The organism is Rhodococcus sp. MS13, from assembly GCF_013277835.1.
Lineage (GTDB): Bacteria > Actinomycetota > Actinomycetes > Mycobacteriales > Mycobacteriaceae > Rhodococcus_F > Rhodococcus_F erythropolis.
Map to the genome: position 1 here is coordinate 852,468 of NZ_VBTL01000004.1, position 25,230 is coordinate 877,697.

Sequence of the window (25,230 nt, forward strand, 5' to 3'; positions counted from 1 at the left end):
CTCACCAGGCGCCGATCAGCTTCATCCACGCGCCGCCGATGATCGTCCAGATCAGGATGATCACGACGCTCATCACGAAACCGATTCGGAACCATTCCGAGGTCTTGATGTATCCGGAACCGTAAATCACTCCGGCCGGACCGGACGCGTAGTGCGAGATACCGCCGAACAGGCTGCCGATGAAGCCGAATACCAGGGCTGAGAACAGCGGCGGTGCACCGGTTGCCACCGCCGCGCCGAGAAACACCGCGTACATCGCGACGATCTGCGCGGTGTTCGACGCAAACAGATAGTGCGCGTAGAAGTACACCAAGGTCAGGATCGCAAAAGCCCAGATCCACGGCAAACCGTCGACACTCGAGGAGACCTGGGTTCCGATCCACGAGATCACGCCGAGTTCTTCGAGATGGCTTGCCATACCGACCAGCACGGCAAAGAACACGAGCGTCTGCCACGCCCCGGTGTCGTGGACCAGGTTGTTCCACGTCAGCACCTTGGTCACCAACAGGATGCCGATTCCGACAAATGCTGTTGTAGTGGCATTGACGTTGAGCTGCGAGCCCAGGCACCAGAGCACCAGCAGCAGAACAAAGGTGGCAGCCATGATCTTCTCGTTGCGGCTGATCGGACCTGCCTTGCGCAGTTCCTCCCTGGCTTGCTCGGGCGCTTTCGGAGTCTTCAACATCGTGGGCGGGAAGATCTTCGACATCACCCACGGGATCGCGATGAGACTTGCAATTCCCGGAACCGATGCTGCCAGCGCCCATTTGCCCCACGAGATGTCGATGCCGATCTTGGCCGCCGCATCGACGGCGACGGGGTTACCCGCCATGGCGGTAATGAACATCGCGGAGGTCACGACGTTGACTTGCAGCGACGTGAGCAGCAGATATGCTCCGAGCTTCTTGCGAGAGTCCTCGGGCTCGGGATTGGAGTCCTCCAACTTGCTCAGTGAGACGATGATCGGATAGACGACGCCACCGGCGCGGGCGGTGTTCGACGGTGTCGCAGGAGCAAGTATCAAGTCCGTCAACGCCATTCCGTACGACAATCCGAGGCTCGACTTGCCGAGTTTGGTCACGAACATGAGTGCAACCCGTTTGCCGAGCCCCGTGACCAGAAAGCCCTCGGCGATGAAGAACGACGCGACGATCAGCCAGATCGTGGTGTTACTGAAGCCGGACAACGCTTCTGTCGGCGTCTCCGTCTGGGTGATCATGGCGATCGACAGGCCCACCAGCGCCACCGAACCCGTCGGCAGTGGTTGCAAAATCAACGCCACGATGGTGCCGACGAAGATTCCGAGCATGTGCATGCCCTTGGGGTCCACACCGTCCGGAACCGGCATGAAATAGATGATCAAGCCGAGGATGACGGGCACCGCAGCCGGGTAGTACCGCCTGAGCACCGATTGTTTCGACGGCTCCGTCGGCGGTGTGTTGGCCGGCGGTGTCTTTGCCGGCGGTGTCGTTCCAGCGAGAGACTCGGTGCTTTCGGATTTGGCCTCGGACATGTACATCTCCTCGACTTCTCGCCCCAGGTGATCGCCCCAGATCATTGTCCCCCAAACGTCCGGTTTTCGTGCGGTCAATCGAAGGTCGAGAGAATGCCCTCCTGCGGTATCCGATTCTCTGGATTCCGCAGGAGGGCTCATCCCGGGGCGCAGACAGCGGCCCGGGGCGCGACACATCTCCCTCATAAGGGTGCGCCAATCGATCAACAGGAGGCGTCGGCGTGCCGCAAGCTTGAATCTCGGAGAGACCCTGTTTCGGTGTTGTTCCAGCATGCCAATCGGCGCTCGTCTGCACATGGGTCGAATGGCCTGTTCAACTACCTGTTTCCGCTCAGCACCGAGTACACCGACGTTTTGTATCGGTCCGCAAAACAGGTATGTAACGGGGTAATTGAGTCGTTGTCGGCAAGCGTGTGAGACCGCGAATCTAGTCACGCCTCCGAACTGAAATCTGGAGACGAGGCCTTCACAGTCTGTCCACCTCAATCACATTTCAGCACTGACGATTTCGTCTACCGCGACATGCAGCAGAACACTCGAGCCGCACGCCGAGCCGAGATCGCTGTCCCGTCAGACCGATCAAGGAAAATATCATGGGAAACCACCGGAAAAACAAACGTTCACACACCAAACGATTCGTCACGATAGCCGCAGGAGCAGGCGTTCTGACAATTGGCGGTGCAATCGTCAACACCGGCGTAGCCAGTGCGCACGACTGGTCGCAGGTGGTCATGTGCGAGAGTTCCGGCGACTGGAACATCAACACCGGCAACGGCTTCTACGGCGGACTTCAATTCACGCAGTCGACGTGGGATGCATACAAACCGGCAGGTGCACCGGCCCGCGCCGACTTGGCGTCGACAGCCGATCAAGTCGCGGCCGCGGAAGCAACCCTCTCAGCTCAAGGCATCGGCGCGTGGCCGGTATGCGGTGCTTACCTAGGTTGGGGCGGCACCACCCCTGATTCGACAACCTCGGCTCGATCGTCGGTAGGTTCAGCGGGCGACACGGTGACAGTCTCCGAGGGCGATACGTTGTTCAACCTTGCTGCTGCGAAAGGTATTCGTTGGCAGGATGTTTGGGTCATGAATGCGTGGATTGCCGATCCCGACCAGATCCGTGTGGGTGATGTGATCCGATTCTGAAGCAAATCGGCCGACAAAGTAGACCCTCGAATCGAGAACGTCGGTATCGGGCCGCCGACTGGTTGCGCCATCTATTGTCGGGAATGTGACGGAATCCGACGCCCACGAAGACTCGACTGAATCGACGACGGCTGATCACCCGAGAAAACGTCCACTGTGGCGTGAGATTCTCATCCTCGTTGTCGTCGCACTTGTCCTGAGTGTTGTCATCCAGAACTTCGTCGGACGCATATTTCTGATCCCGTCGGAGTCCATGGAACCGACGCTTCACGGATGCACCGGCTGCACGGGAGACAAGATTTTCGTCGACAGAATCAGCTATAGATTCGGGGATCCGCAACCTGGGGATGTGGTCGTGTTCAAGGGACCCGAATCCTGGAACGACGAGTATCAATCCATTCGGTCGGACAACTCCGTGGTCCGGGCACTTCAAGGACTCGGATCCATCGTCGGTTTGGTCCCGCCGGACGAGAACGATCTCGTGAAGCGGGTAATCGCGGTCGGTGGGCAAACCGTGCAGTGCCTGTCCGAGGAAGAGGGGCTTCGAGTGAACGACAAGCCGCTGACCGAGCCGTACATCGACAATCGCATTCCGGGCAACGGTACCTCTTGTCAAGGAAGGTATTTCGGGCCGGTCACGGTTCCCGACGGGAACCTGTGGGTGATGGGCGACAACCGCGCCCATTCGAAGGATTCACGTTTCCATCTCGATGACGAACGCAGCGGAACGGTGCCGATCGACAATGTCATCGGCAAGGTTCAATTGATCGTCCTTCCCTTCTCCCGGTGGGGCACCGTGGGCTCGTTCGATCCGCAGTGACAGATCGAATCAGCCAGTTAGCCCGCATCTTCGGACGGCATAGTCGACATGACTCCGCTTTCGGACGATCATCGAGCACATCTGTTGCCGAGGGTAGGAGAACCACATGCGTGCACGACGGATCACCGCCAATCTCAAAGTCGCCGATGTCGGAGCCGCCAAGAATTTCTACTCCGACTATCTCGGCCTGAGCACCGAAGAGTTCAACATGGGGTGGGTCGCTCGCTACACCTCTCCCGACACCGGCGCGAACGTACAACTCGTCACGCACGACGCCACTGCAGCCGAGGACTCGGTCATCTCCGTCCACACGGACGACGTCGACGGCGCCTACGAAGAGGCCCGAAGGCGCGGCTACGAAATCGTGCACCCCATTACGACCGAAGAGTGGGGTGTTCGCCGATTCCTCGTCCGGGCGCCCGACGGCAACGTCGTCAACATCGTGCGACACCGGGACTGAGCACTGGAAAGACCCCATTCGACGTTTTAGGTCATTTGACCTAGAGTTGAGTGCATGACCGATTCATTGCAGTATTCAGCCGACGGCCCGATCCTCGTAGCAGGCGGATACGGAACCGTGGGCAGCGCCCTGACCGCCTTGCTCGCCCCCGACTTCCCACTACTCCTCACCGGACGCACCCCCGAGCGCGGCAACGAACTGGCCAGCCGTCACGGCGCTTCCGTTCGCCGCTGGGACCTCCTCGACCCGACGCCCTTCGACGCGTCCGTACGCGCGGTCGTGTCGACGGTCAACGATCCCCACGATCGTGTCCTGTCCGCCGCCGTCGAGGCCGGAATTCCCTACGTGGACATCACCCGCTGGACAACCCGCGTCGCTCGCGCCGCCACTCTGGCGGGTCAGAAGTCGCCGAGCGCACCGGTGTACCTGTCGTCTGGATGGATGGGCGGAGTCACCAATGTCGTCGCCGCAGCGCTGGCCGAGGAACTGGGTGGCGCGAGCACGATCGACGTCTCGATTCGCTACGACGTCAACGACATTGCCGGGCTCGACTCCGTCGACTTCATTGATCGCCTCGGCCAGGATTTCGAGGTGATGCAGCAAGGAAACCCGATCACCGTCAGCCCGTTGACGGATACACGCTGGGTCGACTTCCCCGGATCGCGCACCAAGGTCGGAAGAATCGACACTCCGGAACAATTCACGTTCCCCATGACCCTGGGCGCCGAAACTGCCAGCACTCGAATAGGTTTCAGTTCGCATGCATCCACAACTGCGCTGCTCGCCGCCAAGAAGGTGGGTCTGTTCCGTTGGGGTCGCGGCGACCGCTTCACACCGCTACGACGCGGACTCCTGTACTCGCCTGGCAAGGGCGGGAGCGCGCAAGTACGCATCGACGTCACCGGCCCGAGCGGCACGACAAGCGCAACAATCGTCGACCCGCAGGGCCAAGCTCACCTCACCGCGGTGGGCGGCGCGCTTGCCGTCAGACAAGCCTTGGCGGACGATGCCCAGCCTGGAGTCACTTTCCCCGAGTCGCTTCCGAACCCGCGCCGCACCGTCTCCGAGTTGGAGAGCTTCGGGGTGGCAGTATTGCGGGCATGACCCCCTCCAAGGGCGCCGCCCGCGCGGAAGCACTTCTCGACGCAGCAGAACAGGTCCTCGCCACGCAGGGCAATGCCAACTCGGCGATGCGCGATTTCGCAGCCGCAGCCGGAGTGCGGGTGGGGCACCTGCAGCACTACTACCCCACCCGTGCAGATCTCATCCGCGCAGTCATGTCACGGGCATTGACCCGCTCACTGGATCGCCTTGCCGTCGTCACGGATACGGATCAGAGTCTTTCCCGTGAGGAATCCGAACACTTCATCGGAGTCCTGCTCGGAGAACAGGACGACCAGGCCACGGTGCGTCTGTACGTCGAAGTATGGGCCATTGCGGCGGCGGACCAAGAAGTGGCGGTCGTGGTTCGAGACTTCTACGCGCAGTACATCGCACACGTAGAGCGCGCTGTTGCGTGTGCGCAACCGGATCTGGATGCGGCGGACCTGGGCGCGGCAGCGCAGACCATCGTGAGCCTGCTCGAGGGTTCCGCAATTCTCCGATCGGGAATCACCGGCCGAAAGTCCAAGGCTTCGGACCGAAAGCTCGTGGACACACTGCAGTACCTGATTCACGGGTCCTGACTCGGACGTATCGTAAAGCCCATGAGCGTTGCAAACGAATGGAGCCGAATCGAAGCGTGGTGCCGTACACACGCACCGGTGACGGCTGCAGCGTTTCAGCCAGGGCTCGGTGACGCCGTTATCGAGGAATTCGAAGCGTCGACCGGCGTCACGTGGCCCCAGGAACTTCGCGAGCTGTATCGGGTGCACAACGGCAGCCTGACCCACGACGACCGGACCGGGCTCTTTCTCGGCAGCGTGCTTCCCGACAAGTTCTTCTACCCCATCGACGTCGCAACCGAAGTTCGACTCACTCTGCTCGAAACGTGGGACGAGACGATCTACGAGAATCCGGACCTCTACGCGGAGGACGAGATGGATCGACACGATCAACGCGACGCAGGCACTGCCGCAACCATGTTCATCCCCTCGTTCCTTCCCTTTGCCGGACTGGACGAGTACCACTACTTCGTGGACACACGAAACGGCGCACTCCATCATTGTGTGACCGAGTATGCGTCGGACGCCACTGACAACGGCGGTCCGATCTGGGCGTCCATCTCGGTCATGTTGGGCGCCCATGCCGCAGCGTTGGAAACAGGATCCACGATCGGAGTGTGGAAACCCGTTGTCAGCAAGGGTGTTCTGGAATGGGAAGTCGACGCATGACACCCAAGCCGGATCCGACCCGTCGTACCCTCGCCGACGGGCGTCAGATCTTCTACTTCGACGATGCCGGCCGTACCCGCGCCCACTCTGCGCGAGATTCCCGCGAATTGCCGGCTCTCGACCACTCGTCTCGGATGAGGTTCGACGTTCTCACCGGGGAGTGGATCACCATGGCTTCGCATCGCATGACACGGACACATCTCCCCTCCGCCGCCGAATGCCCGTTGTGCCCGACCAACGAAACACGCACGCCCACAGAGATACCCGACGGAGACTACGACGTCGCGGTGTTCGAGAATCGGTTTCCGAGCTTTGCCGCGGCACCCGAGGAAGCCATTGACGGTCCCGGAGACGGTGTGGGCGATCGCCCAGCTGTCGGCCACTGCGAAGTGATGTGTTTCTCGAGCGATCACACGGCGTCCGTCGGCGAGCTTCCACTCGAACGCATGCGTACGATTGTGGGTGCATGGATTTCTCGGACCGAAGAGTTGTCGGCGGATCCGGTTGTGGAACAGGTGTTCTGCTTCGAGAACCGCGGCGAAGAAATCGGGGTGACACTCACCCATCCACACGGACAGATCTACGCATACCCGTATGTCACGTCACGCACCCGATCGATGTTGACGCAGGCGGACAAACACTTCGAGCGCACCGGTCGCTCACTGCTCGCCGATGTTCTGGCGTTCGAGCGCGAGGACGGGACCCGGTTGATCTACGACGGCGATCACTGGAGCGCCTACGTCCCGACCGCCGCACGATGGCCCATCGAGATTCACCTGGCACCGCACCGAGACGTCCCGGACCTTCCCTCGTTGAACGACCAAGAGCGCGAAGAGCTTGCGGTCGTTTACCAAGATCTCCTGCGCCGTATCGATCGCTTCTATCCGGGCGTCGATCGGGTACCGTACATCGCGGCCTGGCACCAAGCTCCCGTCCGCATCGACCGACCTCTGGGTCGACTGCATCTTCAGCTGTTCTCGATCTTGCGCGCACCAGGCAAGCTCAAATACCTCGCCGGGTCCGAGTCCGCCATGGGCGCCTGGGTGAACGACACCATTCCCGAGGCAGTCGCGGCCCGCCTACGGGAGTTGAAATAGTGGATACCGTCTCGAAACAATCTGTGCTCCAACAGTTTCGCGACGCCTATGGCTATCCGGCAACCGGAGCCTGGGCGGCACCCGGTCGAGTCAACCTGATCGGTGAACACACGGACTACAACGGTGGATTGTGCCTACCGGTCGCTCTCGAGCAGCGAACGCTGGTTGCCGTCGCACTGCGCAGCGACGGGGTCGTCCGCGTGCACAGTCGGCAATCCGACGAGACATACACCGGGCCCCTCGGCGACATCGCAGCAGGATGGGCCGCCTACCCCACAGCCGTTCTGTGGTCTCTTGCGCGCCGAGGCCTCCCGCTCGGAGGAATCGATCTGGCAGTCGACTCGTCGGTACCGGTCGGGGCCGGGCTGTCGAGTTCCGCTGCCCTCACCTGTTCGGTTGCGTTGGCCGTCAATGAACTTCACGATTCACCATTCACCCGCGATGAACTGGTACAGGTGTGCATCCAGGCGGAGAACGACGGCGTCGGCGCACCGACCGGTGGGATGGATCAAACCATTGCCCTCTTTGCCCGACCCTCGACTGCGCTCCTCTTGGACTGTCTGGACGGATCCACCGAACCCATCCCTTTCGAACTCCACGGTGCGGGGTACGAACTGATCGTCATCGACACTCGGGTCAAACACTCGCTCGCAGACGGACAGTACGGGTTGCGACGCTCTCAATGCATCGATGCAGCAGCAGCTCTCGGCGTCGGCAGCTTGCGAGAGGCTTCTGCAGACCAAGCCGAGACAGTGCGAGACCCGATCCTCCGGGCGCGGGCACGGCACGTCGTGACCGAGATCGAACGGACACGGAAGACCGCAGAGCTTCTGCGCAGCAACAGATTCAGCGACGTCGGCGAGCTGTTCGACAATTCTCACGCGTCGTTGCGCGACGACTTCGAGGTCTCGTGTGAAGAACTCGACGTCGCCGTTGCCGCAGCACGACGCGGCGGCGCGATCGGTGCGCGGATGACCGGCGGCGGATTCGGAGGTTCGGCCATCGCATTGGTTCCGGAAGGAAGTCATGCGGAGGTCATCGCGTCGGTGAGCCGCGACTTTGCGGCGCGGGGTTGGCGAGCACCCCACTTTCTCGGCGTCGTTGCCGGGGGTTCGGCCGCCCGACTCTGAGCGAACGGTACGTTCAGCGCACTGGAGGCGCCGAACGTACCGTTCGCCCTGGTTGGGACCCCTCGAGATCCCCCTCACATAAATAGTCATCTCAGATGCGAATTATGTAGGTTCAGATCATGCAACTGACGCAGTTCACCGATCTGGGATTGCGCGTCGTCATGCGGTTGGCCGTACTCGACGCGGATGCCTCCCCCAGTACCCGGGATGTTGCGCAGCAGCTCAACGTGTCGTACTCCCATGCCACCAAGGTGGTTACACGGCTCGGTGAGCTTGGCATCGTCACAACCAGGCGTGGTCGCGGCGGTGGGCTTTCCATCACCGAACTCGGCCGCACCGCCACCATCGGCTGGCTGGCCAGACGCCTCGAAGGCCCGGGTGAAGTCGTCGACTGCGAAGGCGACAAACCGTGCCCACTTCGCGGCGGCTGCCTCCTTCGGAGCGCTTTGCGCGAAGCACAGGAAGCGTTTTTCGTTTCACTCGACGCGGTCACGATCGAAGACGTCATCCGGCAGCCGTCCAAAACTGTCCTGCTACGCCTCACCACCCGGAGCGACGAAGCAGGCTGATCAATCGAATTTCGACCGAACGGAGCAGCTCATGCTTTCCCCACAGTCAACCGAGGTCATTCGCGCCACCCTTCCCGTGGTCGGCGCCGCCATCGGCGATATCACAACCCTGTTCTACCGCAAGATGTTCGACGCACATCCTGAACTCGAACGTGATTTGTTCAATCGCGGCAATCAGAAACAGGGCGAACAGCAGAAGGCTCTCGCCGGCGCCATCGCGGCATTCGCGACGCTTCAGCTCGAGCCGGACAGCGCCAAGGTCGATCTCATACTCTCACGTATCGCGCACAAGCATGCGTCGCTGGGAATCACGCCCGACCAGTACGCAATCGTGCACGAACACCTCTTTGCCGCGATCGTCGAAATACTAGGCGATGCAGTCACTCCCGACGTCGCAGCAGCCTGGGACGAGGTCTACTGGCTGATGGCGGAAACCCTCATCACGATGGAGCGTGGCCTCTACCAACTCGCCGGCGTCGACGCCGGTGACGTCTGGCGCACGGTCAGGATCAGCGAACGAGTTCTTCAGTCCGCCGATACTGTCTCACTGACGCTCACTTCGCTAGACGGCAGTGCACTCCCCACCTTCGCGCCCGGACAGTATCTTTCGGTCGGGGTTACGCTGCCCGACGGCGCTCGCCAGATCCGCCAATACAGCCTGTGTTCGATACCGAGCAGCGCAGACTGGCGGATCAGCGTCAAGCGAATCTCCGGCACTCCTGATGGCGAAGTGTCGAACTTCCTCTACAACAACGTATTCGAAGGTCAGGAACTCTCCGTCACCACGCCTTTCGGTGATCTCACCATGCCGGATGACAACTCACCTCTCCTACTCGCGTCGGCCGGAATCGGTTGCACACCGATGATCGGGATGCTCAATCATCTCGTGGACACCGGCGCCGAGCGTTCGGTCTCTGTCATTCATGCTGATCGATCCATCGCGGATCATGCGCACCGAGCGGAACTCAGCACACTCGTCGACAAGATTCCCGCCGCAACTTTGCATCGTTGGTACGAGGATCTCGGCACGCACGTGGCGTTCGGATCGGTTCACGAAGGACGGGCGGATTTGCAAGACATTGCAGTGGAGCCCGATACCCAAGCCTTCCTCTGCGGGCCGATGCCGTTCATGTTGGCGATGCGCGCATCGTTGCTCGAAAGGGATGTTCCGGCACAGAATATCCACTACGAGGTCTTCGGGCCCGACAGCTGGGCCAATACCTGAGCGGACCACTGCCTGCGAACTGGACCTTGGCGCGCCACGGTAATCCCTTGTGTACTCGACGAAACATACGTACCGAGTAGTGGGAGACCGACATGATCACGTCAGCGTCGATGACGGGAGTCGCGCTGATAGCCCTGGCGATGGTTCTGACACCGGGCCCCAACATGATCTACCTGGTGTCACGCAGCATCAGCCAGGGCCGCCGGGCAGGCTTGATCTCGCTCGGCGGAGTCGCAACCGGTTTCCTGGTCTACCTCGCCGCCACGTGCGCTGGACTGACAGCGGTTCTCTTCGCCGTACCCACGGTGTTCACCGCGGTGAAAATCGGCGGCGCCCTGTATCTGGCCTATCTCGCCTGGTCGACGCTCCGACCAGGTGGAAAGTCCGCCTTCGAGGTGGGCGAAGTCGACCGCCACGGTAGCGGCCGTCTGTTCGGGATGGGGTTGACCACCAATCTGCTCAATCCCAAGATTGCGCTGATGTACGCGGCCCTGATCCCCCAGTTCGTCGATCCCACTGCGGGCCCGGTCTGGCAACAGGCACTCGTACTCGGCGGCGTGCAGATCCTGGTCGCAGTCACCGTCAATGCGTTGATCGTGTGCTGTGCGGCGGCCGTGTCGACCTTCCTCGTGGCACGTCCGGTATGGATGCGGGCTCAGAAGTGGCTTGCGGGTGGCATTCTCGGAATCTTCGCCACCCGCATGGCCCTGGAGTAGTTTCAGACCTTCGGGCGTTGGTCGATCAGCCGACGCGCTTTACCGATCGAGCGTTCGAGTCCGCCGGGCTCGAGAACGTTCACCTCGACCGTGACACCGATCTTGTTCTTCACCAGCTTCTGCAATGCAGACGACGCTGCCGCATGGTCCGAAATTGCCGCGTCGGGGCGAGCCTCGACGCGCACTGTCAGGGTGTCCATACGACCCGGACGCTCCAGCACACACTGGAATTGAGGCGCGAGGGCGGGGACGGTCAGGATCAGCTCTTCGATCTGTGTGGGGAACAGATTGACCCCACGCAGGATGATCATGTCGTCGGTCCGGCCGGTGACCTTCTGCATCCGTCGCATCGAGCGCGCCGTCCCGGGCAACAGACGGGTCAGGTCCCTGGTTCGGTAGCGAACGATAGGCAGCGCTTCCTTGGTGAGCGAGGTGAAAACGAGCTCACCTTCCTCTCCGTCCGGCAGCACCTCACCCGTGACCGGGTCGATGATCTCCGGGTAGAAGTGGTCTTCCCAGATATGGAGCCCGTCTTTGGTTTCCGCACATTCCATTGCCACGCCCGGGCCCATGATCTCGGAGAGTCCGTAGATGTCGACGGCGTGCATGTCGAGTTGTTGTTCCAACTCGGTACGCATCTGTTCGGTCCACGGCTCCGCTCCGAAAACTCCAACCCGCAGCGAGGTTTTCGAAGGATCAATACCCTTCTTGATCATCGCATCCACGATGGTCAACATGTACGACGGCGTCACCATGATCGCGTCGGGTTCGAAGTCCTCGATCAGTTGGATCTGCCGCTCGGTCATGCCACCGGACATGGGAATGACCGTGCAGCCCAAACGCTCCGCACCGTAGTGTGCTCCCAACCCGCCGGTGAACAGACCGTACCCGTAAGCCACGTGCACCTTGTCCGAAGACCGCACGCCGCCGGCCGAGAGACTGCGCGCGATGAGATCGGCCCAGTTGTTCAGGTCGTTGCTCGTGTACCCCACCACCGTCGGGCGACCGGTGGTCCCCGAAGACGCGTGAATTCGCGAGACCTTGTCCTGGGGCACCGCAAACATCTTGAACGGATAGTTCTCACGCAGATCCGCTTTGGTGGTGAAGGGGAACTTCGCGAGATCGCTCAGATCCTTCAAGTCGCTCGGGTGGACGCCGGCGTCGTCGAAAGCTTTGCGGTAGTGCGGAACATTGGCGTACGCGTGCATCAGTGACCATTGCATCCGCTCGAGTTGGAGCGTCGAAATGCGGTCCCGGCTGGCAAATTCGATTTCTTGCGAAGTAGCAGTGGCGAGTTCGGTCATGATTGTCTCCGGTGGGCTCAGTGAGGGCGCTGTGCGGGCGGTCAGGCGTCGAAATCGACTGTTATCTGTTCACCGACAGGAAAGGTCTGGCAGGTCAGCACGAAACCCGCGTCGACTTCGTAGTCTTCGAGTGCGTAGTTCCTGCGCATCTCGATATCACCGCAGGTGACCTTGGCGCGGCAGGTTCCGCACACTCCGCCCTTGCAGGCGAAGGGCAGATCCGAGCGGTACTGTTCGGCCGCATCGAGAATCGACTGGTCGCGTGGCAACGTCGCGGTGGTCGATCGACCGTCGAGAGTAATAGTCACCTCGCTGCTCGGTCCGACAATTCCGCGCTCACGATGCACCGCGACCGGCGGAGCGACGTCGTCGACGTAGAACAGCTCGTGATGGATGCGATCCTTGGCAATTCCCAAGCCGGCCAGCACTTCCTGGGCGTCGTTGACCATCCCGAAGGGGCCACACAACCAGAAGCCGTCGACTTGGTCGCACGGCACGAGAGAGGTGAAGATCTCACGCAACCGGTCGGCGTCGAGACGGCCCGAGAACAACTCGACCTCCCGCGGCTCGCGAGAGAGAACGTGAATGACGTCCAGGCGTGCACCGTACCGGTCCTTCAGGTCGGCGATTTCTTCGGCGAACATCACCGAACGAGTACGCCTGTTCCCGTACAGCAGGGTGACATCGGCCTCGGGGTTCGCCAAAAGTGTTGCAGCGATGGACAGCATGGGCGTGATGCCAGAGCCCGCCGCGATCAGAACGTGCCGTCCACCCAGTGCCGGATCGGCGACAAAATTGCCCGAAGGACCCTGGACGTCGATTTGATCCCCGGCCTTGACGTCGCGCACCAACCAGGTGGAGAAGAGTCCGTCTGCTACTTCGCGAACCCCCACACGTGGAGACGCCCCGACCGGTGCACAGATCGAGTAGGAACGACGGTGTTCGACGCCGTCGATCATCCGCCGCAGTGTCAGTGACTGCCCGGCGCCGAAATCGAATTGATCGGCGATATCGGCAGGCACGTCGAAGGTGACGGCAACTGCGTCGTCGCACAGTGATTCGACACCGGCAACCGTCAACGGGTGAAAGGGTTTGTTCCGGTTCGTCGTTGCGGTACTCATCTGTTCAGATCTCCTTCACGTGATCGAACGGCTCGAGGCAGTCGAGGCAGCGATACAGCGCTTTGCACAGGGTCGCACCGAATTCCGAACTCAGTCTGGTGTTTGCCGAACCGCACTGGGGGCAGAGGATGTCGCGGGGCTTGGCCGTCAAGGTCAATGCGATCGGCCCCGAGGTGCGGCGCGGCGCTGCCCCCGGCACCGAGTACCCAGCCGTTCGAAGTTTCGCGAGCCCCTCCTCGCTGATCCAATCCGAACTCCAAGGCGGCGACAGTTGAGTCTTGATCTGGACGCTGCCGTATCCCGCATCGTTCAGCTTGTGCTCGATGTCGTCTCGCATCGTCGCCATCGCGGGACACCCGGAATAGGTGGGAGTGATTGTCACACAGACGAAGTTCGCTTCGACGTCGACCGATCGGATGACGCCGAGGTCGGCCAGAGTAAGCAGTGGCATCTCCGGATCCATCACCGAGGCGACGATCTCCTGCGCGGAAGAGACGGTGGTGGCAGCCACGGTCACCACACCCCTTCCGGGTGCTCCCGAGCGACGCTCTGCATTTCGGCAAGAAGAAGTCCCAGCGCCCCGGTGTGCAGTCCGGCACGTCCGCCGCGGCCACCGACGAAACCGGAGAAACGTGAAGGCGGCTCTTCCATTTCGGCCGCATGGAGGACCTGGGCAAGAACAGCGTCGAACTCCGGCCGAACAGTACGCGGATCCACTCCGACGCCAACTTCTGCCAAAACGAGTTCGTCCTGAGTGGGAACAAAGAGTTCGTCCACGAACGGGAAGATCTCGAGCAAAGCGTCGGCCGTCCGACGCTTGGATTCTGCCGTGCCGGCGCCCAAGGTGACGACCCATCTTGCCGCGTAGTCGCGGTGATAGGTCAGTTCCTTGACACCTTTGTTCGCCACAGCTGCGAGAACCGGATCGCGCGACATGCGCAGCCGATCGAACAGCGCCAGCCGCCAGGTCGAGAACACGAGTAGCCGAACGACCGTGTGCGCGAAGTCGCCGTTGGCGAGTTCCACCAGTCTCACGTTGCGGAAACCGAACTGATCACGAAAGAAGGCGAGCGCATCTTCGGCCGGCACCGGTGACGTATCGGAGATGAACGGAACCACAGTGGAATCGGCTGCTGCCGCGCGAGCCAGCAGCAGCCTGGCCTGCCCGATCAAGTCCAGGCCGACGTTGGCGAGAGCTACCTCTTCTTCGAGTTCCGGTGCTCGCGTGGACCATTCGGCGAGTCGTTGCGAACTGACGAGCGCGTCGTCACCGAGCATGAGGCAGTAGCGCGCCAGCGCACCGAGATCGACGTCGCCGGGCACCGTGGTGTCGACTCCGGCGAGGGGGTCGTCGAAGCTGGTTCCGAACGCCCACTGACCGTGGCCGTCACCGTCGACCAGGCCGTCGTAGGCACTGTCGTGATCGTTCATCTGTTGGTCCTCGAAGTCGAAGTGATTCTCACATGTGGGGAACGGAGTCCGGGATGTCGTAGAAGGTCGGGTGCCGGTAGACCTTGTCGCCGCTCGGCGCGAAGAACGGATCCTTTTCTGCCGGACTCGAAGCCACGATTTTCGCGGATGGCACGACCCAGATACTCACGCCTTCGTTACGTCTGGTGTAGACGTCGCGCGCGTGGCGTAGCGCCATCTGGTCGTCTGCCGCGCGCAGGGATCCGACATGCACGTGGTTCAGTCCGCGCTTTCCCCTCAGAAATACCTCGTACAAAGGCCATTCGCCCCGCACCTGATCGTTCTCGCTCATGATATTTCCCCAGTCGTGCGATCGTGCGCGAGTCTCTCGCGCTGTGCAAAGGCGTGGGCGGCGTCGCGAACCCAGGCCCCGTTGTCGTGTGCGGCTTTCCGATTGGTGATCCGCTCGACGCTCGCCGCTCCGTTGCCGCGGACCACATCCATGAATTCGCTCCAGTCCGGCTCGCCGAAATCGTGTGCGCCACGCTCGGGGTTCCAGCGCAGGTCGGGATCAGGGAAGGTCACACCGAGTACCTCGGCCTGCGGTATCGACATGTCCACGAATCGCTGCCGCAGTTCGTCGTTCGTGTGCCGCTTGATGCGCCACTTCATCGACTGCTCGGTGTTCGGCGATTCGTCGTCCGGCGGCCCGAACATCATCAGAGCGGGCCACCACCATCGGTCGACGGCTTCCTGCACCATCGCACGTTGAGCTTCCGTGCCGCGCATCATCGTCGCCAACAACTCGAAGCCTTGCCGCTGATGGAACGATTCCTCCTTGCACACACGGATCATCGCGCGCGCATACGGCCCGAAGGAGCTGCGGCACAGCGGAACCTGATTGCAGATAGCGGCTCCGTCGACCAGCCAGCCGATCACACCCACGTCGGCGTAGGTCAGCGTCGGATAGTTGAAGATCGAGGAGTACTTCTGCTTTCCCTCGATCAGTTTGGTGGTCAGATCGCCACGATCGGCACCGAGCGTCTCGGCCGCGGAGTAGAGATACAGACCGTGCCCGGCCTCGTCCTGGACCTTCGCCATCAAGATCGCCTTGCGTCGCAACGAAGGCGCACGGGTGAGCCAGTTTCCCTCGGGCTGCATTCCGATGATCTCGGAGTGGGCATGCTGGGCAACCTGACGAATCAGAGTCTTGCGGTAGCCGTCCGGCATCCAGTCGCGAGGCTCGATGCGCTGGTCTGCCGCGATCGTCTCGTCGAACAGGTTCTGCAGGTCTTGTGGAGCTTCCACGTTGGTCATCGTACCTACCTTTTATTACCGAATGATCGGTTGGTAACTAGTATGCACCGAGGTGTCCCAGCGCACAAGAGAATCTTTCGACGCACCAGAAATCAGCGGCCCTCGAAAACCGGCTTCTGCTTCGACAGGAAAGCCGTGACTGCGCCTTGATGATCTGCCGTCGAACCCAGCTCCACCTGTGCGTTCGCCTCGGCCTCCAGCGCCTGGGAAAGCCCAGGAGCAACGGCACGGATCAGCGATTTCACGTGGGCGAAGGCCGCGGTGGGTCCGTCGGCAAGCCGACGCGCGAGTACCCGAGCCTCAGCTGCGACGTCCTCGTCGGCCACCACGCGATGAACCAAGCCCCACTCCAGTGCGCTCTGCGCGTCGAACTTGTCGCCGAGCAACATCAGGCCACTGGCACGGCTAGGTCCGAGCGCGTGCACGAGCGCATGACTGAGCCCGGAGTCACTGGCCAGACCGATGCCGGTGAATGCCGTCGCAAAGCTCGCGCGAGCCCCCACGACCCGGATGTCTCCGGCCAACGCGATCCCCAACCCGGCCCCGACGCAGGCCCCACCGATACCCACCACTACCGGGACAGAGAGCGTCGACAGCGCCGTGACGATGGGGTTGTAGTGCGCGGCGACGGTATCCATCGCGTGCGCCGGATCAGCATTCAACGCTGCCGCGTGCTCGCCCAGATCCTGACCGACGCAGAAGTTCTTGCCTTCGGCGAGAATCAACACCGCTCGAACGCCTGCGTCCGCGCGGACCTGCAGCAACGCTTCGAGCAGCTGAGACTTCATTTCGCCGTTGACGGCATTGGCTGCCTCAGGCCGGTCGAGAGTGATTGTCGCCAAACCTCGCTCGATCTCCAAGCGGATCACGTCAGTCATCGATGTTCCTTTCGCAGGCAGTTCGGTTCAGCTCCATGTGTGAAAACCCTGTCCCGTCTTGCGCCCCAACTCGCCGCGAGCCACCTTCTCTCGCAGCAATGCTGGAGGAGTAAATCGATCACCGAGAGTGCTCGCGAGGTGTTCGGCGATCGCCAGGCGCACATCCAACCCGACCAGATCTGTCGAACGAAGCGGCCCCATCGGATGCCGGTACCCCAATTCCATGGCCCGGTCGATCGATTCCGCGTCCGCCACACCTTCTTCGAGCATGCGGATGGCTTCGAGCCCGAGACCGACGCCAAGCCGGCTGGTTGCAAAACCAGGTGAGTCGTTGACGAGCACCTCGGCCTTGCCGAGCATCGACACCCATGCCCGTACCGAGTCGACAACCTCGGGGCGGGTCTGAGGTGCCCGGACGATCTCGACCAACAACGACGCCGGGACTGGATTGAAGAAGTGCATACCGATGAACCGGCTCGGATCCGTCAGCGCTGCGCCGAGTTCGGCGATCGACATGGAACTGGTGTTGCTGGCGATCACGGTGCGTTCTCCGGCAACGGTTTCCGCAGCGGCGAGCACCTCGACCTTGAGGGCCGCAATTTCCGGGACCGCCTCGACGATCAGGTCGAGCGACGGGGGTAAGGAGCTCACTGCGCCTACGACGCTCACGCGCGCGAGGACCGTCGCGGGATCCTGGTCGCCGAGTTTCCCTCGCTCGTGGGCGCGGTCGAGGCCGGTGGAAACACGCTGTAACGCTGCCTCGGCGTCGCCACTCTCCGCGATGGTGACCGCCCCGCCGAGACCGGCGAACACCTGGGCGATACCTGCACCCATACGTCCACCGCCGATGACTCCGACGGTCTTCGGTGCAACTGCTTCAGTCATGATTTCTTCTCCAGGAAGGCCGTCATGCGATCACGCTTGTCCGAACTCTCGAACAGGACAGCTTGGGCGATGTCGTCGGCAAACGGATGCGATCCCGGCGCGTCGACAATGATCTTCGTCAATCGCAGTGCCAGCGGGGACAGTCGGGAAATACGGTCGAGCAGCCGATGCGCTGCATCGACATGGCAGTTCGGTTCGGTCACCTCGACAACCAGGCCCGCTCGTAGCGCCTGCTCGGCGTCGAGGTTCCTGGCACCGAGGAGCACTTGCTTCGCGATCGAGACTCCGACGAGCTTCGGCAGCCGATAGCTGGCGCCGGCGGCTGCCATTATGCCGAGATTGGGCTCGGGATTACCGAAGACCGCCGTCGTTGTCGCGACGCGAATGTCACAGGCGTAGGTCAACTCTGCCCCGCCGCCGAGCGCATAGCCGCTCACGGCGGCCACGGTGGGCAGCGGGAGCTTTCCGATACGGTCGAACAGGGTCCGGTTGATACCCGCAAACGCTTCCTCTCGTCCGCGCGCTCGGAGCTCCGCGATGTCAGCGCCGCCCGCGAAGTGGTCTCCGCGCCCGGCAAGCAGGAGCAGCTTCGGATCCCGTTCGAGGCGTCCACAAACCTGATGCAGTTCGTCGATCATTTCCGCGTTGATCGCGTTGCGTTGCGCGGGCCTGTCGAGGGTGACCACGACGCGATCCTCGCGCTCGTCCACGTGCAGGGTGTTCACATTCGCTCCTTCTCGCTCTCTTACATTAATAACCGAACATTCGGTCGTTTGGCAAGGGTGAAAACGAGGTTGGTGCACAGCTTTGCCCGAACTGAGAAGATGGGGGCATGACTACGGCACGCCCCACTCGACGCACCGGCCTCCCCGGACGTCCCGGCTACGACCTCGATTCGCTCTTAGCCGTGGCTGTAAAGGTGTTCAACGACAAGGGCTACGACGGCGCCAGCATGGAGGTGCTCGCCAAGAAGCTCGGCATCACGAAGTCCTCGATCTACCACCACGTGTCCGGCAAGTCGGAACTTCTCGAACTCGCACTTTCGCGTGCACTCAACGCCCTGTTTGCGGTCACGACCGAAGAAGGCGCCACCACCGGTCCGTACATCGACCGGCTCGAATACCTGGTCCGGCGCAGCGTAGAGGTGCTGGTCGCAGAGCTTCCGTACGTCACCCTGCTCCTGCGCGTCCGCGGCAACACGACGGTCGAGCGGGCCGCACTCGCCCGTCGACGCGAATTCGACAACTTTGTCGGAGGCCTCGTCTCGTCCGCCGCAGCGGAGGGAGACCTGCGCCCGGACATCGAACCGGCCCTCGCCAGCAAGCTGATGTTCGGCACCGTCAACTCACTGATCGAGTGGTACAAACCCCGAGCGGGCGAGTCCGTCTCCGACATTGCCGACGCGGTCGTCGCCGTCACTTTCGACGGACTTCGCAAGGCCTGATTCCAGGCAGTTCTGCCGAATCCTTGACAACGCGGCGTTACCGGGCGATCGTAATTACCGACCGAACGTACGGTGAGATGGAGTTGTCGTGAGCAGACTGTTGGAAAGCTATGTAGCCGGTCGCTGGTACGCCGCACCGGACGCAGGTACCCCGTTGCCGAGCGCAGTGGACGGATCGGAGGTGGCCCGGATCTCCGCAACCGGCGTCGACCTCGCCGAGATGGTTACGTACGCACGCGAGGTCGGCGGGCCTGCACTGTCTGCGATGACCTTCCATGAACGTGCCGGCGCGCTCAAGGCTCTCGCCCTCACGTTGATGGCAGGAAAAGCCGAGTTCTACGCACTCTCCACTGCCACCGGCGCGACGACGCGAGATTCCGGCGTGGACATCGACGGTGGATTCGGAACCCTGCTGAGCTACGCAAGCAAGGCTCGGCGCGAATTGCCCGACAGCACAGTCTTTCTGGACGGAAACGTCGAAGCTCTGGGCAAGGGCGGAACTTTCCTCGGGCAACACATCTATACGTCACGCCGCGGCGTCGCCGTACAGATCAACGCCTTCAATTTCCCGGTGTGGGGGTTCCTGGAGAAGCTGGCACCGGCATTCATCGCGGGTGTGCCGTCCATCGTCAAACCTGCCAGTTCCACGGCATATCTCACCGAACTCGTCTTCCGGCGCATCATCGAATCAGGCTTGCTCCCGGAGGGTTCCGTCCAACTGCTCTCCGGTAGTGCACGGGGCCTCCTCGATCACCTCGGCGGGCAGGACTCAGTGGCATTCACCGGATCCGCCGACACCGCCGCAACGCTGCGTGCTCACCCGAACGTCGTCGGCAAGGGCGTCCATTTCAATGCCGAGGCCGATTCACTCAACGCGTCGATCCTTGGCGAGGACGCCGTACCAGGAACGCCCGAATTCGATTTGTACGTCAAACAACTCGTCACCGAAATGACAGTCAAGGCGGGTCAGAAGTGCACGGCGATCCGGCGCGCCCTGGTGCCGGTCTCGCTGGTCGACGCCGTTGTCGATGCCGCATCCGAGCGACTGAACAAAGTGGTCGTGGGACACCCCGATGCCGACGGCGTCACGATGGGAGCTCTCGCCAGCATCGAGCAGCGCGATGAAGTCTTGAAATCCATTCGCGGTCTGACGAAGTCGGCAACTATCGTATTCGGAGACCCGGACAACGTCGACGTGGTCGGTGCCGACGGCCAGTCAGGGGCCTTCCTTTCCCCTGTCCTTCTCCGGGCGGAAGAGAATGCGCACGAGGTACACGAGCTGGAGGCCTTCGGACCCGTCAGCACCGTCATCGGATACGACGGCATCGATCATGCGATCGAACTCGCGGCCCGTGGCGAGGGAAGCCTCGTCGCCTCGGTGGTCACTGCCGACACCGACATCGCACGTCGACTGGTGCTGGGCCTCGCAGCTTTTCACGGCAGAGTGCTCGTCCTGAACCGCGACGACGCCAAGGAATCCACCGGCCACGGCTCTCCCCTTCCAGTCCTCGTACACGGCGGTCCGGGCCGTGCCGGCGGCGGTGAGGAGCTGGGTGGCATCCGCGGAGTTCTACACCACATGCAGCGGACGGCCGTGCAGGGCACACCCGACGTGCTCACCGCGGTCGGCGAGCGCTGGTTCAGCGGGTCAGCGCGCACGACCGGATCCGAACATCCATTCCGAAAGAGTCTCGCCGAGTTGAAGATCGGCGACACCGTTGTCGGCGGTCCGCGCCAGGTCACACTCGCAGACATCGATCATTTTGCAGAGTTCACCGGTGACACCTTCTACGCACACACCGATCCGGTGGCCGCAGCGGCGAACCCGCTGTTCGGCGGCATCGTCGCACACGGCTATCTGGTTGTCTCACTCGCTGCCGGTCTGTTCGTCGACCCGGCTCCCGGCCCGGTTCTCGCGAACTTCGGCGTGGACAGCCTCAGGTTCCTGACCCCGGTGAAAGCCGAAGACAGCCTGACGGTCACCCTCACAGCCAAGACCATCACACCTCGCAGCAGCGCCGACTACGGTGAGGTTCGTTGGGATGCCGTGGTGACGAACCAGGACAACGATCCGGTCGCGACATACGACGTCCTGACTCTGGTAGCCAAGACTCGCCCCGAAGGGAATTGAAAGCACATGACCTATCGAGTAGCAGTATGTTACGGACGCCCCACCGATCCGGAGGCTTTCGACAAGTACTACAACGAGATCCACGTCCCGCTCGCCAGCGCAGTGCCAGGACTCTCGGACTTCACGTTCAGCAAGTGCTCGACGCTTGACGGCTCCGATCCAGTCTTCTACGCCGTCGCCAACCTGGTGTTTCCCGATCTCGAGACGATGCAGAGCGGCCTGAAGTCCCCGGAGATGGGCGCCGCTGGAAAAGATGTCGCAAACTTTGCCACCGGCACAGTCGACATGTACGTCCAGGAAGTTGTCTCGGTCCTCTAGACCCCTGCAATTCTCCGATCCCACAGGAGTTGTCTCGTGAGTACAGGAAGCATCACCGCCAGAGAGATGTTCGACGCGGACCAGGCGTCGCAGGCACTCGGTATCGAGATTTCCGAGCTGGCGCCCGGTAGCGCAACCGTGACCGTCACCGTGGGCGAAACCATGGTGAACGGTCACGGAATCACACACGGTGGTTATGTTTTCCTGCTCGCGGACACCGCGTTTGCGCTCGCCTGCAACGGCTACGAGGATTCAGCCGTTGCAGCGCGCGCGGACATCCGATTTCTACGTCCGACCCGTCTGGGCGACACCTTGACCGCGGTCGCCACCGAGAAGGCACGAGGCGGTCGAAGTGGGATCTACGACGTGACCGTTCGCAACGGCGACACCGTCGTGGCCGAGTTCCGCGGCGACAGTCGAACCATCACCCGCTGAAATTCAGCCCACGGTGTTTCAGCTCACGACGGGAAGTTCGAGGGGGCCGGAACCGTCGGCAAAGATCGTCACCGGCATACCTTGCAGTCCCCCACGGAAACTGATGTCGCCACCGGTGATCGCGAGACGCACGGAATGCCCTGGCTCGAATCGATGCACTATCGCCGGCATCGTCACCGGGACCGGCTGGGACGGATCACTGATGCGTATGGGCGCAATCAGTCCGTTGATCAGCGAGGAAGTTCCGTCCGGGGCCACGTCGTAGAGTTTCGCGAACACCACCGGCTGTCCGGGCGCCGCAACACGCAGCGTCAGAGTGGGAGCTCCCACCACGTCCATCGCCTCGGTCATCGGCGCAGTGGTCCAGAGCGCCTCGGTTCCCGGAATCTGTGCATTCGGAATGTCTCCGGCCGGATTGATATTGAGCGGCTCTATGCCCGTCGGCAGCCCACCCGGTGCCGTGACGATCGTCTTCGGACCAGGTATCACCGGCGTGCCGTCCGGCAGCAGTCCCCCGTCAGCGGACAGATGGAAGGCGCGGGCGGTCCCGACATCGACGGTGTCGGACGTCGCGTATGCCGGCGCCGCGTTTCCCTCGTAGTCGATCCAGTTACGGAAATACGCGAATTCCGGTCCCGTCTCCGTGTTCTCGTCCTTGAGGTAGTGATCGAACCAGTCCATGAAGCGACCGGTTTCGTATTGCGCGTCTTCGTCGGGAGCGGAAAAGCTGAATTCGCCGGGCGCAGCGGCCAAGTGGCTGTGCCCCCACGAATGCCAGATCATCTTGGCATCGACGCCACGATCCTTCAGCGCGTCGTAAGTCGCGGTTGCCTCGTTCAGATCGAACAGGGTGTCCTGTTGTCCCTGAGCAAGCAGTACCGGAATGTTGATCCGGTCGACGAACGACGAGACCGACGACGCTCGGAGCTCACTCACTACCTGCGGTCCGATGTCGCCGGTCACGACCGCCTCGGCGATCGCGTTGCACATGTAAGGGACGTAGTTCGGGCAGCCGGGTAGCCGTGCGGGATCCGCGATGTAGCCGTCCACACCGGGATTCGCGATGCCCGCGCCGAAGAGCAGCGATGCAAAGAGCACCTTCGCAGCTCCCGGCTCCGCTGTCGACACACCGGAGATGATTCCCGTGCTGTTGGGCGCCAGAGAATACGAGAGATCGTTCCAGGTGATCATGGGGATGATCGTGTCGATACGGGGATCGACACTCGCGGCGGCGAATTGAATGCCGCCGCCGTAGGAGCCACCCGTCATTCCGACCCGCGGGTCGTTCGTCGACGGTGCACCGGTGTGATCGACGGAGTCCTGTACCACCGCGGTGAGCGCCGGATAGGGCTGCGTCAGAGCCTGATCCGTGAAGGCAATCCCTTCTTGGCCGCCGAGGAAGCTGACCAACTGGGAGGCGGCGACGCCGTCGTACGCGGGAGAATCAAGTGTGATCTTGCAACTCGAGCCGCCGAAACCCAATCCCGAATACGTCAGTCCGACATACCCGTTCTCGGCGAAGTTCTGCAGAGCGGGAATCTGGTCCTTGTACGAACCACCGAACCCGTTGGTGGTCAGGATCGCGGGCGCTGGGTTGTCCGCATCGACGCCGTCGGGAACAAAAAGTTCACCGACGACGGTGCAGGGCGTCGAGAGTTCAGGCCCGACATCGACCGAGAAGTACAGCAGCTGTGACGAATACGAGCCGTTCGGTGGATCCGCGAGCGCCGGCGGCGAAAAGCCGAGGGCACAAACCACGAGCGTGACGACACTGATCGCAATTCTCCGGCGCACCTGAAAACCGTACACCCGGATCTGTTCTCCACCAGTCTGATCGGGTGCGCGCCGCCGAAGTTTCCGGAGCAAAAGCTACGCCGGACGGAGACGACCTCTACTTGACCGTCAAGGTGCCGCGCATACTCGGATGGTAGGTGCAGTGGAACGTGTATGTTCCAGGCTCGTTCGGCACCGTGATGGTTTCGGTCTCACCCGCTTCGATGTCCTCGTTGAACAACCCTGCGGTATCGGACGTGACCGAGTGCTCGACGGTGTCGTTGTTCTGAATGGTCAGTACCTGTCCAGGCATCACCGACTCCGGCGTCGAATACTCGAAGCCGCTGATCACGATTCCCATCGACGACGCTCCCGGCGTCGACATACCCAGAGGCATGCTCGGCATCGACATACTGGTCGGCATGCTGGTCATCGGCATACTGGTCATCGCCATGCCGTCGTGATCGGCCGAATCGTTGTCCGACGAATCGTTGTTGTCACTGCACGCGGTCAGTGCGAACACCGCCAGGATCAGCGCTGCGAGCACTGCGAGAATCCGCTTCATTGCTTCGCCTCCTGCTCGTTCCCCCGCAGTCTGCTGATTACCCGCCGCCTAGGGGGCCAAACAGCTCCGATGTGGTGCCTGCGGCGCTGATAGTGCACGATTTCTGCACCAGCTCCACTCGCGGACCGACACTGAAGGAAACAGCACAGATGGCCAAGAGCAAAACGTCGAAGGCAGCCCAGCCGAAGGCTCCCAAGACAGCCCAGCCGAAGGCTCCCAAGACAGCAGAGCCGAAGGTAGCCGAGAAGGCTCCTGCCGTTCTCTGGAAGGACCTGCCGGACGAGCACGACTACCCGGCGGCCCGCGATTACCTCCAGTTGGGCGCGACACCGGTTCAGGTCCAAGCTCTCGTGTACGCCCTCAAAACGGCGACGCTGGTCTCGAAGAAGGCCAAGGACATCCTGCGGGCCGCCGGGCTACCCCTGCTCCCGGTCGACAACCCGCACGTTGCTGCCGACCTGTTGAAGATCCGCAAGGGGATCGCGCTGTCTCCGATCCTGCTGGTGCAGGGAGACTTCCGCGCCGGAGTACCGGCGCAGATCGCCGACGGCTACCACCGTGTCTGTGCGAGCTACCACGTGGACGAGAACACCGGCATCCCTGCAAAGATCGCTCCCTCGACAGTGACGTCGTAGGTCGTC

Annotated in this window: 28 protein-coding genes; 16 read left to right on the forward strand and 12 right to left on the reverse strand. The window is 62.0% G+C overall.

Going from position 1 to position 25,230, the window contains the following annotated elements:
* Position 1: 1 nt before the first annotated feature.
* On the reverse strand, positions 2-1,513 hold the full coding sequence (locus FEZ59_RS12565) for an anion permease (protein WP_047889067.1): 1,512 nt from the start codon (positions 1,511-1,513) through the stop codon (positions 2-4).
* A 593-nt stretch (positions 1,514-2,106) separates the two neighbouring features.
* Here FEZ59_RS12565 and FEZ59_RS12570 point away from each other — a divergent pair.
* From FEZ59_RS12570 to FEZ59_RS12620, 11 genes are all read left to right on the forward strand, one after another.
* Positions 2,107-2,658, forward strand: a complete 552-nt coding sequence (locus tag FEZ59_RS12570) for a transglycosylase family protein (protein ID WP_031330723.1) — start codon at positions 2,107-2,109, stop codon at positions 2,656-2,658.
* Between the two features lie 154 nt (positions 2,659-2,812).
* Positions 2,813-3,478, forward strand: a complete 666-nt coding sequence (lepB, locus tag FEZ59_RS12575) for a signal peptidase I (protein ID WP_229756754.1) — start codon at positions 2,813-2,815, stop codon at positions 3,476-3,478.
* 106 nt (positions 3,479-3,584) lie between these two features.
* Positions 3,585-3,938, forward strand: a complete 354-nt coding sequence (locus FEZ59_RS12580; protein ID WP_133727260.1) for a glyoxalase superfamily protein — start codon at positions 3,585-3,587, stop codon at positions 3,936-3,938.
* Positions 3,939-3,992: 54 nt separating this feature from the next.
* The gene (locus tag FEZ59_RS12585; protein WP_021345842.1) at positions 3,993-5,042 is read left to right on the forward strand and encodes a saccharopine dehydrogenase; all 1,050 of its coding nucleotides are present in this window, start codon (positions 3,993-3,995) and stop codon (positions 5,040-5,042) included.
* Positions 5,039-5,623 carry a TetR/AcrR family transcriptional regulator gene (locus FEZ59_RS12590; RefSeq protein ID WP_060937834.1) on the forward strand — a complete coding sequence of 195 codons (585 nt, stop codon included), beginning with the start codon at positions 5,039-5,041 and terminating at the stop codon, positions 5,621-5,623. Before FEZ59_RS12585 ends, FEZ59_RS12590 begins: the two co-directional genes overlap by 4 nt.
* Before the next feature lie 21 nt (positions 5,624-5,644).
* Entirely contained in the window at positions 5,645-6,271 is a 627-nt protein-coding gene (locus FEZ59_RS12595; RefSeq protein WP_042953173.1) for an SMI1/KNR4 family protein, read from the forward strand.
* Positions 6,268-7,368: a galactose-1-phosphate uridylyltransferase gene (gene galT / locus FEZ59_RS12600; RefSeq protein ID WP_172932700.1), complete on the forward strand. Its 1,101-nt coding sequence runs from the start codon at positions 6,268-6,270 to the stop codon at positions 7,366-7,368. Before FEZ59_RS12595 ends, galT begins: the two co-directional genes overlap by 4 nt.
* Positions 7,368-8,498: a galactokinase gene (gene galK / locus FEZ59_RS12605; RefSeq protein ID WP_172932701.1), complete on the forward strand. Its 1,131-nt coding sequence runs from the start codon at positions 7,368-7,370 to the stop codon at positions 8,496-8,498. Before galT ends, galK begins: the two co-directional genes overlap by 1 nt.
* Positions 8,499-8,617: 119 nt before the next feature.
* Positions 8,618-9,067 (forward strand): Rrf2 family transcriptional regulator, encoded by a 450-nt coding sequence (locus FEZ59_RS12610; protein ID WP_003943059.1) that lies wholly within the window; start codon positions 8,618-8,620, stop codon positions 9,065-9,067.
* A gap of 31 nt (positions 9,068-9,098) precedes the next feature.
* Positions 9,099-10,292 (forward strand): globin domain-containing protein, encoded by a 1,194-nt coding sequence (locus FEZ59_RS12615; protein ID WP_020971120.1) that lies wholly within the window; start codon positions 9,099-9,101, stop codon positions 10,290-10,292.
* A 92-nt stretch (positions 10,293-10,384) separates the two neighbouring features.
* A complete protein-coding gene (locus tag FEZ59_RS12620; RefSeq protein WP_019745753.1) occupies positions 10,385-11,008 on the forward strand; it encodes a LysE family translocator in 624 nt (207 codons plus the stop codon).
* Positions 11,009-11,010: 2 nt separating this feature from the next.
* On the opposite strand, the gene paaK is transcribed toward FEZ59_RS12620, so the two are convergent.
* The 9 genes from paaK to FEZ59_RS12665 all read right to left on the reverse strand — a co-directional run bounded on the left by paaK (position 11,011) and on the right by FEZ59_RS12665 (position 18,648).
* Positions 11,011-12,312: a phenylacetate--CoA ligase PaaK gene (paaK, locus tag FEZ59_RS12625; RefSeq protein WP_172932702.1), complete on the reverse strand. Its 1,302-nt coding sequence runs from the start codon at positions 12,310-12,312 to the stop codon at positions 11,011-11,013.
* A gap of 41 nt (positions 12,313-12,353) precedes the next feature.
* Complete coding sequence (gene paaE / locus FEZ59_RS12630) at positions 12,354-13,433, reverse strand: 1,2-phenylacetyl-CoA epoxidase subunit PaaE (protein ID WP_070795522.1); 1,080 nt, start codon at positions 13,431-13,433, stop codon at positions 12,354-12,356.
* A gap of 4 nt (positions 13,434-13,437) precedes the next feature.
* A complete protein-coding gene (paaD, locus tag FEZ59_RS12635) occupies positions 13,438-13,896 on the reverse strand; it encodes a 1,2-phenylacetyl-CoA epoxidase subunit PaaD (RefSeq protein ID WP_044480149.1) in 459 nt (152 codons plus the stop codon).
* Positions 13,897-13,946: 50 nt separating this feature from the next.
* Complete coding sequence (gene paaC / locus FEZ59_RS12640; RefSeq protein ID WP_007730623.1) at positions 13,947-14,864, reverse strand: 1,2-phenylacetyl-CoA epoxidase subunit PaaC; 918 nt, start codon at positions 14,862-14,864, stop codon at positions 13,947-13,949.
* 28 nt (positions 14,865-14,892) lie between these two features.
* Positions 14,893-15,195: a 1,2-phenylacetyl-CoA epoxidase subunit PaaB gene (gene paaB / locus FEZ59_RS12645; RefSeq protein WP_019745757.1), complete on the reverse strand. Its 303-nt coding sequence runs from the start codon at positions 15,193-15,195 to the stop codon at positions 14,893-14,895.
* Positions 15,192-16,160 carry a 1,2-phenylacetyl-CoA epoxidase subunit PaaA gene (gene paaA / locus FEZ59_RS12650; RefSeq protein ID WP_019745758.1) on the reverse strand — a complete coding sequence of 323 codons (969 nt, stop codon included), beginning with the start codon at positions 16,158-16,160 and terminating at the stop codon, positions 15,192-15,194. The genes paaB and paaA overlap by 4 nt, the downstream gene beginning before the upstream one ends.
* Before the next feature lie 92 nt (positions 16,161-16,252).
* Complete coding sequence (locus FEZ59_RS12655) at positions 16,253-17,038, reverse strand: enoyl-CoA hydratase-related protein (protein WP_172932703.1); 786 nt, start codon at positions 17,036-17,038, stop codon at positions 16,253-16,255.
* 27 nt (positions 17,039-17,065) lie between these two features.
* The gene (locus FEZ59_RS12660; protein WP_019745760.1) at positions 17,066-17,923 is read right to left on the reverse strand and encodes a 3-hydroxyacyl-CoA dehydrogenase family protein; all 858 of its coding nucleotides are present in this window, start codon (positions 17,921-17,923) and stop codon (positions 17,066-17,068) included.
* On the reverse strand, positions 17,920-18,648 hold the full coding sequence (locus tag FEZ59_RS12665; RefSeq protein WP_031330720.1) for an enoyl-CoA hydratase/isomerase family protein: 729 nt from the start codon (positions 18,646-18,648) through the stop codon (positions 17,920-17,922). Before FEZ59_RS12665 ends, FEZ59_RS12660 begins: the two co-directional genes overlap by 4 nt.
* A gap of 107 nt (positions 18,649-18,755) precedes the next feature.
* On the opposite strand from FEZ59_RS12665, the gene FEZ59_RS12670 reads away from it, so the two are divergent.
* From FEZ59_RS12670 to paaI, 4 genes are all read left to right on the forward strand, one after another.
* Entirely contained in the window at positions 18,756-19,367 is a 612-nt protein-coding gene (locus FEZ59_RS12670) for a TetR/AcrR family transcriptional regulator (RefSeq protein WP_019745762.1), read from the forward strand.
* 88 nt (positions 19,368-19,455) lie between these two features.
* Positions 19,456-21,498, forward strand: coding sequence for a phenylacetic acid degradation bifunctional protein PaaZ (paaZ, locus tag FEZ59_RS12675; protein WP_172932704.1), 2,043 nt, complete (start codon positions 19,456-19,458; stop codon positions 21,496-21,498).
* A gap of 6 nt (positions 21,499-21,504) precedes the next feature.
* The gene (locus FEZ59_RS12680; protein ID WP_003943191.1) at positions 21,505-21,816 is read left to right on the forward strand and encodes an EthD family reductase; all 312 of its coding nucleotides are present in this window, start codon (positions 21,505-21,507) and stop codon (positions 21,814-21,816) included.
* A gap of 66 nt (positions 21,817-21,882) precedes the next feature.
* A complete protein-coding gene (gene paaI / locus FEZ59_RS12685) occupies positions 21,883-22,251 on the forward strand; it encodes a hydroxyphenylacetyl-CoA thioesterase PaaI (protein ID WP_046380079.1) in 369 nt (122 codons plus the stop codon).
* 18 nt (positions 22,252-22,269) lie between these two features.
* Here the strand turns inward: paaI and FEZ59_RS12690 are convergent, their stop codons facing one another.
* Together FEZ59_RS12690 and FEZ59_RS12695 are read right to left on the reverse strand one after the other, a co-directional pair.
* Positions 22,270-24,045: a CocE/NonD family hydrolase gene (locus tag FEZ59_RS12690; protein ID WP_346343228.1), complete on the reverse strand. Its 1,776-nt coding sequence runs from the start codon at positions 24,043-24,045 to the stop codon at positions 22,270-22,272.
* Positions 24,046-24,142: 97 nt separating this feature from the next.
* Positions 24,143-24,589 carry a cupredoxin domain-containing protein gene (locus tag FEZ59_RS12695; protein ID WP_029256507.1) on the reverse strand — a complete coding sequence of 149 codons (447 nt, stop codon included), beginning with the start codon at positions 24,587-24,589 and terminating at the stop codon, positions 24,143-24,145.
* Between the two features lie 272 nt (positions 24,590-24,861).
* On the opposite strand from FEZ59_RS12695, the gene FEZ59_RS12700 reads away from it, so the two are divergent.
* On the forward strand, positions 24,862-25,224 hold the full coding sequence (locus FEZ59_RS12700; protein WP_029537164.1) for a hypothetical protein: 363 nt from the start codon (positions 24,862-24,864) through the stop codon (positions 25,222-25,224).
* The last annotated feature ends 6 nt before the right edge of the window (positions 25,225-25,230 follow it).

Bases quoted from the DNA above. Each gene is read 5' to 3' on its own strand.
- paaE (WP_070795522.1), bottom strand. From the start codon at position 13,433: ATGAGTACCGCAACGACGAACCGGAACAAACCCTTTCACCCGTTGACG.
- FEZ59_RS12655 (WP_172932703.1), bottom strand. From the start codon at position 17,038: ATGACTGACGTGATCCGCTTGGAGATCGAGCGAGGTTTGGCGACAATC.
- FEZ59_RS12610 (WP_003943059.1), top strand. From the start codon at position 8,618: ATGCAACTGACGCAGTTCACCGATCTGGGATTGCGCGTCGTCATGCGG.
- FEZ59_RS12595 (WP_042953173.1), top strand. From the start codon at position 5,645: ATGAGCGTTGCAAACGAATGGAGCCGAATCGAAGCGTGGTGCCGTACA.
- FEZ59_RS12620 (WP_019745753.1), top strand. From the start codon at position 10,385: ATGATCACGTCAGCGTCGATGACGGGAGTCGCGCTGATAGCCCTGGCG.
- FEZ59_RS12660 (WP_019745760.1), bottom strand. From the start codon at position 17,923: ATGACTGAAGCAGTTGCACCGAAGACCGTCGGAGTCATCGGCGGTGGA.
- paaK (WP_172932702.1), bottom strand. From the start codon at position 12,312: ATGACCGAACTCGCCACTGCTACTTCGCAAGAAATCGAATTTGCCAGC.
- FEZ59_RS12680 (WP_003943191.1), top strand. From the start codon at position 21,505: ATGACCTATCGAGTAGCAGTATGTTACGGACGCCCCACCGATCCGGAG.
- FEZ59_RS12670 (WP_019745762.1), top strand. From the start codon at position 18,756: ATGACTACGGCACGCCCCACTCGACGCACCGGCCTCCCCGGACGTCCC.
- FEZ59_RS12590 (WP_060937834.1), top strand. From the start codon at position 5,039: ATGACCCCCTCCAAGGGCGCCGCCCGCGCGGAAGCACTTCTCGACGCA.
- FEZ59_RS12570 (WP_031330723.1), top strand. From the start codon at position 2,107: ATGGGAAACCACCGGAAAAACAAACGTTCACACACCAAACGATTCGTC.
- paaC (WP_007730623.1), bottom strand. From the start codon at position 14,864: ATGAACGATCACGACAGTGCCTACGACGGCCTGGTCGACGGTGACGGC.
- paaB (WP_019745757.1), bottom strand. From the start codon at position 15,195: ATGAGCGAGAACGATCAGGTGCGGGGCGAATGGCCTTTGTACGAGGTA.
- FEZ59_RS12580 (WP_133727260.1), top strand. From the start codon at position 3,585: ATGCGTGCACGACGGATCACCGCCAATCTCAAAGTCGCCGATGTCGGA.
- FEZ59_RS12615 (WP_020971120.1), top strand. From the start codon at position 9,099: ATGCTTTCCCCACAGTCAACCGAGGTCATTCGCGCCACCCTTCCCGTG.
- paaD (WP_044480149.1), bottom strand. From the start codon at position 13,896: ATGGATCCGGAGATGCCACTGCTTACTCTGGCCGACCTCGGCGTCATC.
- galT (WP_172932700.1), top strand. From the start codon at position 6,268: ATGACACCCAAGCCGGATCCGACCCGTCGTACCCTCGCCGACGGGCGT.
- FEZ59_RS12565 (WP_047889067.1), bottom strand. From the start codon at position 1,513: ATGTCCGAGGCCAAATCCGAAAGCACCGAGTCTCTCGCTGGAACGACA.
- paaI (WP_046380079.1), top strand. From the start codon at position 21,883: ATGTTCGACGCGGACCAGGCGTCGCAGGCACTCGGTATCGAGATTTCC.
- FEZ59_RS12695 (WP_029256507.1), bottom strand. From the start codon at position 24,589: ATGAAGCGGATTCTCGCAGTGCTCGCAGCGCTGATCCTGGCGGTGTTC.
- paaA (WP_019745758.1), bottom strand. From the start codon at position 16,160: ATGACCAACGTGGAAGCTCCACAAGACCTGCAGAACCTGTTCGACGAG.
- FEZ59_RS12585 (WP_021345842.1), top strand. From the start codon at position 3,993: ATGACCGATTCATTGCAGTATTCAGCCGACGGCCCGATCCTCGTAGCA.